Annotated in this window: 7 protein-coding genes; 4 read left to right on the forward strand and 3 right to left on the reverse strand. The window is 62.6% G+C overall.

Translation table 11 applies throughout. The features are described from left to right. The 3 genes from FEM54_RS16785 to pmrG form a co-directional block, all read right to left on the reverse strand. Positions 1-1,078 (reverse strand): ArnT family glycosyltransferase (locus tag FEM54_RS16785; protein ID WP_138452005.1); only part of this gene is annotated, 1,078 nt, incomplete at its 3' end. Between the two features lie 26 nt (positions 1,079-1,104). Next, the gene (gene arnT, locus FEM54_RS16790; protein ID WP_138452007.1) at positions 1,105-2,763 is read right to left on the reverse strand and encodes a lipid IV(A) 4-amino-4-deoxy-L-arabinosyltransferase; all 1,659 of its coding nucleotides are present in this window, start codon (positions 2,761-2,763) and stop codon (positions 1,105-1,107) included. Between the two features lie 187 nt (positions 2,764-2,950). Further along, complete coding sequence (gene pmrG / locus FEM54_RS16795) at positions 2,951-3,625, reverse strand: lipopolysaccharide core heptose(II)-phosphate phosphatase PmrG (protein WP_026013879.1); 675 nt, start codon at positions 3,623-3,625, stop codon at positions 2,951-2,953. A 275-nt stretch (positions 3,626-3,900) separates the two neighbouring features. Here pmrG and FEM54_RS16800 point away from each other — a divergent pair, with 275 nt between their 5' ends. The 4 genes from FEM54_RS16800 to FEM54_RS16815 all read left to right on the forward strand — a co-directional run. Next, positions 3,901-4,557 (forward strand): ABC transporter ATP-binding protein, encoded by a 657-nt coding sequence (locus FEM54_RS16800; RefSeq protein ID WP_017139562.1) that lies wholly within the window; start codon positions 3,901-3,903, stop codon positions 4,555-4,557. A 1-nt stretch (position 4,558) separates the two neighbouring features. Then, the gene (locus FEM54_RS16805) at positions 4,559-7,021 is read left to right on the forward strand and encodes an ABC transporter permease (protein WP_138452010.1); all 2,463 of its coding nucleotides are present in this window, start codon (positions 4,559-4,561) and stop codon (positions 7,019-7,021) included. Next, entirely contained in the window at positions 7,011-8,075 is a 1,065-nt protein-coding gene (locus FEM54_RS16810; protein WP_017139560.1) for a lipocalin-like domain-containing protein, read from the forward strand. Before FEM54_RS16805 ends, FEM54_RS16810 begins: the two co-directional genes overlap by 11 nt. Positions 8,076-8,214: 139 nt before the next feature. Then, positions 8,215-8,902 (forward strand): hypothetical protein (locus tag FEM54_RS16815; protein ID WP_138452011.1); only part of this gene is annotated, 688 nt, incomplete at its 3' end.

The raw sequence follows: 8,902 nt of genomic DNA on the forward strand, positions 1-8,902 counted from the left end.
AGCCTGCAGTGAAGCCGAAGCCTTTTTGCCAACGCGGCCAGCTGGCGGTTTTTTGCTCCAGGCGTTCACTCAACCACCAGGCCGCCAACAACTGGGCAAAAGGCACCAGCGGCAGCACGTAGTAGCTGCGCCGGCTGCCACTGGCGGTGAAGAACACAAACAGCAGGCCCAGGCCCCACACCAGCCAGCGCACGTTCGGTGGCGTGTGGCGCCAGTTGCGCAGCGCCAGCCACAGGCCCAGCAACCAGCACGGTGCCCAGGGCAAGGTGTAGGCGGGCAGGTAGATCAGGTAGGTGTAGATCGGCCCCATGTGGTCGAACGGGTCGAAGAAACGCACGACGTTTTCCTTGAACACCAGTTCAAGGCCACTCTCGCCGTAAGTCGGCGCCCCGTATAGGTGGGACAGCACGAAGGGAATCGCATAAAACGCCGCTGCAATCAGCATGGCCAGCAGCAGGCGCAGGTTGAGGTGGCGCTTGTAGCGGTGCTCGCTGAGCAGGTGAGGCAGCAGCACCAGGCCCGGCAGCACAAAACCGATCAAGCCTTTGAACAGCGAGGTGGCCGCCAGCAGCAGGAAAAACACCGTGTAGCGCCCCAGCCGCGTGTCGTCCGGCCCGCGCCAATACCACCACACCGCCGCCAGCACGCCGCACACGGTGAGGATATCGGCCGTGGCCACGCGCGCCCAGAACAGAAAGTAGAAGGTGGTGGCGAGCATCCAGCCGGCAATCAGCCCGGTGCCTTTGCGAAACAGACGTTCGCCGATCAGGTACACCAGCCAGATGCTCAGCCACGCCGCAATCACTGACGACAAGCGCAGCGACCAGGGGCCAAGTCCGCCCATCAGGTTGGCGAAGCCGGTGATCAGCCAGTAGGAGGGCAGGGGTTTGTCGTAGTAGGGCGCACCCTTGAGGTAGGGGTCGAAGTAATCACCGCTTTGCAGCATCTGCAACGCGATATTGGCCCAGCGGGTTTCCGGCCCCCACAGGTCGCGACTGCCCAGGCCCAGCAGCAGGAGCAGCGCCGAGACGCCCAGCAGCAGCACCAGGGCGCCGCGTTCGGTTTTGAAGACACTCATGGGCGGCTCTCAAGGCAGACGTAACGTTAAGGAAGCTGCGGATAAATAATCAAGAGCAGGGCGCCTTTGCGATAGCGCTTGCCACCCGGTGGCAGTTGCCCTTCTTCGCGGTGTTCGCTGGTGCTGCGCACGCGCATCAGCACACCGACCGAACCTTGCTGGCGCGCCTGCGCAAGCCAGGTCTGCACGCTGTCCAGGTCGACCTTGCGGTGCACCGAGTCGGCGTACTTGAGGCCATAACGCAGCTCGCCTTCGGTGTCGTAAAACGCCACTTCCGTGCGGCCCAGGCGCCAGGACAAGGCCGATGCAGAGCCCAACTCGTTGCTGATCAAAGCATGGGTTTGTTGCAATTCATCCAGATGCTCAAGCACGAACTGGTCGGGCATTTCGGTATCGGTGATCATTTCCGGCATGCCCGCTGGCAGCAACGCCACCAGCAAACCGATGCCCAGTGCCGGCATTGCCCACAGGGTCAGCGGGCGCAGCGCTTGCAGCAGGTTGGCGAGGATCCAGGCCAGCAATACGATAAACGCCAGGGACAGGCTGAACATCTCCGCGTGGCTGTTGCCGTACATCGGGTTGCTGATTTGCAGGTAGATCAACGCCACCATCGCCGCCAGGCCAATCACGGCGTTTACCAGCCCGTTGATCAGGATCGCGCGGGCCTTGCCTTGCTGGATCAAGTCGATCAGCGCGTGGCCCATCAACAAGGCCAGTGGCAGCAGGCACGGCATGATGTAGGTCGGCAATTTGCCGCGGCTCATGCTGAAGAAGGCCAGGGGCAACAGCAACCACAGGGCCAGGAACACGATGGCCGGCTGGGCTTTGTCTTTCCAGGTTTTGATCAGTGTGGCCGGCAGCAACGCCGCCCAGGGCAGGCAGGCGACCACCATGATCGGCAGGAAGAACCACCAGGCCCGCGCATGCTGGGCATTGTCGGCAGAGAAGCGACGGATATGCTCGTGCCAGAAGAAGAAACGCCAGTAGTCAGGCTCCTGCAAGTGAATGGCCAAGGCCCACGGCACACACATGATCGCGGCGACCACAATGGCCAGCGGGCCGTAGCGCAACAGTTCGCCCAGGCGGCGCTTCCAGAGGATATAGGGCACGGCGATCAGTACGGGCAACAGCCAGGCCAGAAAGCCCTTGGTCATAAAGCCCATGCCGCAGGCCACGCCCAACACTGCCCAGGCACCCAGACGGCTACGCGGCGTGCGGCTGTCGAGGGCAAACCACAGCGCTACCAGGCTGAGGTTGACCCAGAAGGTGAATTGCGGATCGAGGTTGGAATAACCTGCTTGCCCAGCCACCAGCCCGAAGCTCATGTAGAGCAGGGCGCAGGCGAAGCTTTTGCGTGGGTCGTTCCACAGGCGGCGGGCGATAAGGTAGGCCAGCACCACGCTCAGGCCGGTGGTCAAGGCCGAAGCCACACGCACACCGAACAGGTTTTCGCCGAACACCGCCTGCCCGAGGGCGATCAGCCAATAGCCGGCGGCAGGTTTTTCGAAATAGCGCACACCCATGAAGTGCGGTGCGACCCAGTTGCCGCTCTGGAGCATTTCCTGGCTGATCTGGGCGTAGCGGGTTTCATCCGGGATCCACAAACCGTGCAGGCCCATGGGCAGTAGATAGAATACCGCGAAGGCCAATAGCAATAGAGGTAAGGGTTTAAGCAGTCGAGTCATGAAAACGTCGCTCCTTGACGTTTAATGGCGAAGTAAGCAGATGTGTAAAAGTTTGTAGGAAGAATCACTAAGTTCACTAAGTCGATGAAAGTATTCATGACGTCCAATAGTAGCGGGCGCAGTTGAACATGCCAGAACAGGGCTGTCGTTTTGCTGAACATGAAGAAAGTTATAGGTAAAAAAGTGTCTATAGCTTTTTAAGTACGGCGGCCCAGGCGGGGCCTTTCATGATGCCAAGCGTCTCGAATTTGCCGTTGGCCAGTACGCGCACGAACAGGGCACTGCCGTACTCGGAGAACGTCGCATGGGGGTAGCCCAGGGCGCTTTCGAAGTCGGCAATACAGCCGCTGTGGGTGACAAAGACGAGGTTACGACCAGGTCGTTTGCGGCTGAGCAGTTCTTCATCGATGTCCTCGCCACAGATGGTCTTTTCCCCAGCGGTCAGCTCGGCTTTGCCGAACATGAAGTGCGAGGTCTGTACCGTGCGCAAGGCCGGGCTGGCAACGATGTCGCTGTTTTCCAGGCCCAGTAGTTTGAAGGCCTTGCCCACTTCTTCAGCGCGTTGGGTGCCGACGGTCGTCAGGCCTTCAGGTGCGCCGAAGCAGGCATTGGGCGAGCGGTCGCAGCGCTCTTCGTGACGCACCAGCACGATCAGGTCGCCATTACGCCAGGCCGGCAGCACTTGCGAGGTCAGCAGGCGATTGCCGACGCTCAGGTCGCGCGGCGAGAACGGCCACACCAGGAAACCGGCGAGCAGCAAGCCGATAACGGCAAGGCCCGCCCACCACTTTCGCAGGCGCTTGAGATAGCCCCGGCGTGAGCGCGGTTTGGTCAGGGTAAGGTCAACCACATCATTCACCATGGGCACTGTCTTCAGTGTTTTATTCAAATAGGCGCAACGCACTGACGGATGCCCGTAGTTGAAGCGGAGCGTGTCATAGCGCTGCTGTCTTTTGGCTGAACATCCGACGGTTAAAAGTTGCCGTGGGCGGTAACTAACAAGTTGCCGTCTAGCGACGCATGGCGGGCAATTTAGAGGGGCGAGGGTGGGCAAGCGGTGAAATCCATGTGAAAAATTTGCGTGGGGCCGTCAACCAGCCGTTATGCTCGTTTGCAGTCCTTTAAACGAGCGTGTTTATGTTGCAGGTGCAAGGTGTTGTTAAAAGCTACGCCACCCCGCAAGGTCCACTGCCGGTGCTGGCGGGTGTCGACCTGTACCTGGGAGAGCGTAGCAGCCTGGCGCTGATGGGCGAGTCCGGCAGCGGAAAAAGTACGTTGCTGCATCTGGTCGCCGGGCTCGACCGTGTGGACAGTGGCACTGTTCAGGTGGGCGAGCAGCGCCTGGACCAACTGAGCGAGGCGCAACTGGCGCATTGGCGGCGTACCGAAATCGGCCTGGTGTTCCAGCAGTTCAACCTGATCGGCAGTTTGCGTGTCGACGACAACCTGGCGTTCCAGGCACGTCTGGCCGGGCGCTTCGACCCGCAATGGCAGGCGCAACTGGTTGAGCGCCTGGGCCTGGGCGATTTGCTCAAGCGTTATCCCGAACAACTCTCCGGCGGCCAACAGCAGCGGGTTGCGGTGGGCCGTGCGTTGGCCTCGCGCCCCGGCTTGTTGCTGGCGGATGAACCCACCGGCAATCTCGACGAGGCCACCAGCGATGACGTGCTGCAATTGCTGCTGGACCTGCTGCGAGACAGCCCCACCAGCCTGTTGATGGTCACCCACAGCCCGCGCATCGCCGCGCGCCTGGACCGCCAGGTGGTGTTGCGGCGTGGTCGTGTGGTCGCATGAGATGAGGGTATTTTATTGGGCGCTGCGCGCATTGTTGAGCCATTGGCGACGACACCCGGTGCAGTTCTTCAGCGTGCTCACCGGCTTGTGGCTGGCCACCGCGTTGTTGACCGGCGTGCAAGCCCTTAACAGCCAGGCGCGCGACAGCTATGCACGTGCCAGCCAATTGATCGGCGGTGAGCCCCAAGCCAGCCTGACTGCGCCGGACAGCGCGAGCTTCCCGCAAGCGCTGTTTGCCGAACTGCGCCGCGCCGGCTGGCCGGTGTCGCCGGTGGTGCAGGGGCGGCTGCAGCTCAAGGGGCATGAAGATCTGCGCCTGCAATTGATGGGCATCGAGCCATTGTCCTTGCCCGGTGGCGGTGCGGTGGCGGGGCAGCGCTTGAGCCAGGCGCAGATGCTCGGGTTTTTCAACCCGCCTGGGCAAACCTGGATCGCCGCGCAAACCTTGCAGGCGTTGGGGTTGCAGGCCGGTGCGCGACCGTTGACGGCGAACGGCCAACGGTTGCCACCATTGCAGGTTCAGCCTGACATGGCTCCCGGCCTGTTGCTGACCGATATCGGCTTCGCCCAACCGTTATTGGACATGCCGGGGCGTCTGTCGCGCCTGCTGGTGGACAAGGCCTTTGCCGCCACCCACCCGACGCCTCCCGCCGCGCTGCAACTCAAGCAAGGCGAGGACAACAACCTCTCGCGCCTCACCGAGAGCTTTCACCTGAACCTCGATGCCTTGGGTTTTTTATCCTTTGTAGTCGGCCTGTTTATTGTCCACGCCGCCATCGGCCTGGCCCTGGAGCAACGCCGTGGCTTGCTGCGTACCTTGCGTGCCTGCGGGGTCAGCGCGCGCCTGCTGATCGTCAGCCTGGCGGTTGAGCTGGGCGTGTTGTCGTTGCTGGGTGGCGTGTTGGGTGTGATCAGTGGTTACCTGCTGGCCAGCCTGTTGCTCCCGGATGTGGCCGCCAGCCTGCGCGGGCTGTATGGCGCCGAGGTGGCGGGCCAATTAAACCTCAGCCCGTGGTGGTGGCTGGCCGGCTTGGGCTTGAGCCTGCTCGGCGCGCTGCTGGCGGGCGCCAGCAGCCTGTGGCGCGCGTCGCGTTTGCCCTTGCTGGCGCTGGCCAATGCCCAGGCCTGGCATGAGGCACACGGGCGCTGGCTGCGACGTCAGGGTTGGGTGGCGGCTACTGCGTTGACGATTGCAGTGCTGGCGCTGTGGTGGGGTAACAGCCTCGCCGCCGGGTTTGTGCTGATGGCAGCCTTGCTGCTGGGCGCGGCGCTCGGCCTGCCGGTGGTGCTCAATGGCCTGTTGACGGCGGTGCTTGGACGTAGCCGTTCGGTGTTGGGCCAGTGGTTTCTTGCCGACTGCCGCCAGCAGTTGCCGGCCTTGAGCCTGGCGCTGATGGCGTTGCTGTTGGCCCTGGCGGCGAACATTGGTGCGGGCTCCATGACTTCGGGGTTTCGCCAGACGTTCAATAACTGGCTGGAACAACGCCTTACCGCCGAGCTGTACCTCAACCCGCAAAACCCGGCCCAGGCTGAGCAGCTTTCCACCTGGTTGGCGCGGCAACCGCTGGTGCAGGCGGTGCTGCCCACCTGGCAGGTGGCGGTGCAATTGCAGGGCTGGCCGGCGGATGTGTTCGGGGTGGTCGACGATCCGACCTATCGCCAGCACTGGCCGCTGCTGCAAGCCGTCAGCGCACCGTGGGATCAACTGTTGGAGGGCGATAGCGTGATGCTCAGCGAGCAATTGGCGCGCCGCTTGAAGGTGGGCCTGGGCGACGCCATCAAGCTCCCCACGCCGCAAGGCGTGTGGTCGCCAAAAGTGGTGGGGGTTTACGCCGACTACGGCAACCCCAAGGGCCATCTGCTGGTCAATTCGCAACACCTGCTGGCGCACTGGCCGGGCCTGGCACCGGCGCGCTTCAACCTGCGCGTACTGCCCGGCAATGTGCCGGCGCTGGTGCAGGAGGTGCGGCGCGCCTTTGCCCTGGAGGACAGCCGCATCGTCGATCAGCAGCAGCTCAAAGGCTGGTCGAGCCAGGTGTTCGAACGCACCTTCGCCGCCACCGCGGCACTCAACAGCCTGACACTGGGTGTCGCCGGTGTGGCGCTGTTTATCAGCCTGCTGACCCAGAGCCAAAGCCGCCTTGGCCAACTCGCACCGCTGTGGGCGCTGGGCGTGACGCGCCGGCAACTGATGCTGCTCAACCTCGGCCAAACCTGGCTGCTGGCGGTGTTGACGCTGGTGTTGGCCTTACCCTTGGGCCTGCTGCTGGCCTGGTGCCTGGACGCGGTGATCAATGTGCAGGCGTTCGGCTGGCGCCTGCCATTGCAAGTGTTCCCGTGGCAGCTGGCGCAATTGCTGGGGCTGGCGATGCTTGCCACGCTGCTGGCCTCGGCCTGGCCGCTGTGGCAGTTGTACCGCAGCCGCCCGGCGGATTTGCTGAGGACCTTTGCCCATGAAGATTAACCCCTGGTGCTGGGCCGCCGTGTTGCTATTGACCGCCTGCGACAAAGCCCCCGCGCCGCAGGAAAGCTTCGCCGGCCTTGGCAGTGAAGCGGCGGATTTCGCCCAGGTGGTGCCTGGCAAGGTCTTCAGCTTTCCCGAAGACCACGGCCCGCACCCCGGCTTTCGCATCGAATGGTGGTACGTCACCGCCAACCTCAAGGATGCCCAAGGCCATGTGTTCGGCGTGCAATGGACGTTGTTTCGCAACGCGCTCAAGGCCGGGCCGGTACATGCGGGCTGGCGTGACTCGACGATCTGGCTGGGCCACGCCGCCGTCACCTCCGCCACCCGGCATTACGCCGCCGAGCGCTACGCCCGTGGCGGTGTTGGCCAGGCCGGCGCCCAGGCAGCGCCATTCACTGCCTGGCTCGACGATTGGAGTTTTGCCACCCGGCCCGATGCCGCCAGCGCCTTGGCCGATATGCAACTCAAGGCCACAGGCCCACAGTTTGCCTACGACTTGCACCTGACTTCCAGCCGCCCGCTGGTGCTGCAAGGTGATAACGGCTACAGCCGCAAATCCGATCAAGGCCAGGCGTCCTACTACTACAGCCAGCCGTTTTTTACCGCAGCAGGCAATGTCACGCTCGACGGCACCACCTACCAGGTCAGCGGCCCGGCCTGGCTCGACCGCGAATGGAGCAGCCAGCCGCTGGCCGCCAGCCAGACCGGCTGGGACTGGTTCTCCCTGCACCTGGACGGTGGCGAGCAGTTGATGCTGTTTCGCGTGCGGCAAAAGGACGGCGCGGGTTACCTGACCGGCACCTGGATCGACCAGCAAGGGCACACCCAGACCCTGCATAACGCCGATATTCAACTCATACCGCTGGCCACCACCGAGGTTGACGGGCGCGCTGTTCCTACGCGCTGGTCACTGAAAATTCCCGGCAAGCAACTGGATATCACGCCCCAGGCCGTCAACCCGAAGGCATGGATGAACCTGAGTATCCCGTACTGGGAAGGGCCGGTGCAGTTTGACGGTGGTGTGGGGTATCTGGAGATGACCGGGTATTAATCGCGGGTTTTTGTAGGCGATTTTTCTCTGCCGAGTAGGCAACTTCCCAAATGTGATTTCCCGCGCCCGCCCTTGTGTGCGGGCCGCCTGTGCTTGCCTATATTCCGCCGCCATCTTCATTGCATCCGGGATGGAAGGCATGGCGCAGGGGTTCATCAATGACCGCACAACGGACTACGGCAGTTTGAAATCCAGGGCGATGGGCGGGGCGCCAAATCGTCAGCGTTCTGATCACTTTGACGTGTTGAACCGGCACTTACGTGCTGGCCTGGTAACACCGGGGCAACTGGTAATTATCCCTGACGACTTCAGCTTCAGCTGTCGCAGTGAAGAAGCTTGGTTGATGCGTTATGGCGAGCAGATTCGCTGGGGGCTGGAGCCATCGGCCGGTTCGGCGGTAATCAATAACTACGATTTGCTGCAGAGCTTGCTGGCGAACGGGTCGATTGGTATCGGCAGCGCCACGTCGGCGTGGGCACGGCATCTGGATGAGGTGGCGCAGACCCTGGAGGCGATTGAGCGCTTGCATCAGCGGTTGAAGGGCGGTGGGTTGGAGCGGGGAGAGTTTGCTCGTCAGCGCCAAGGGCTGTTTCGGCAGTTGGACGCGCAACTGCAAGGCGCGGCGCGGTTTGGCACGGGGTTGCGGGGCAATCAATCGTTGAAGAAGGTGCTAGGGATATCGACCAAAAGCTTTCTGCATAAGGGTGAGATTGCGGGGTATGCGCAGCGGGTCGGGGACGTGGCGCAGGTGTCGAAGTGGTTGGGGAAGGGCACTTATGTGGGGTTGGCATTGGATGTGGGAGCAGCAGGATTAGAGATCAAGGAGG

The sequence above is a fragment of the Pseudomonas edaphica genome (assembly GCF_005863185.1).
Lineage (GTDB): Bacteria > Pseudomonadota > Gammaproteobacteria > Pseudomonadales > Pseudomonadaceae > Aquipseudomonas > Aquipseudomonas edaphica.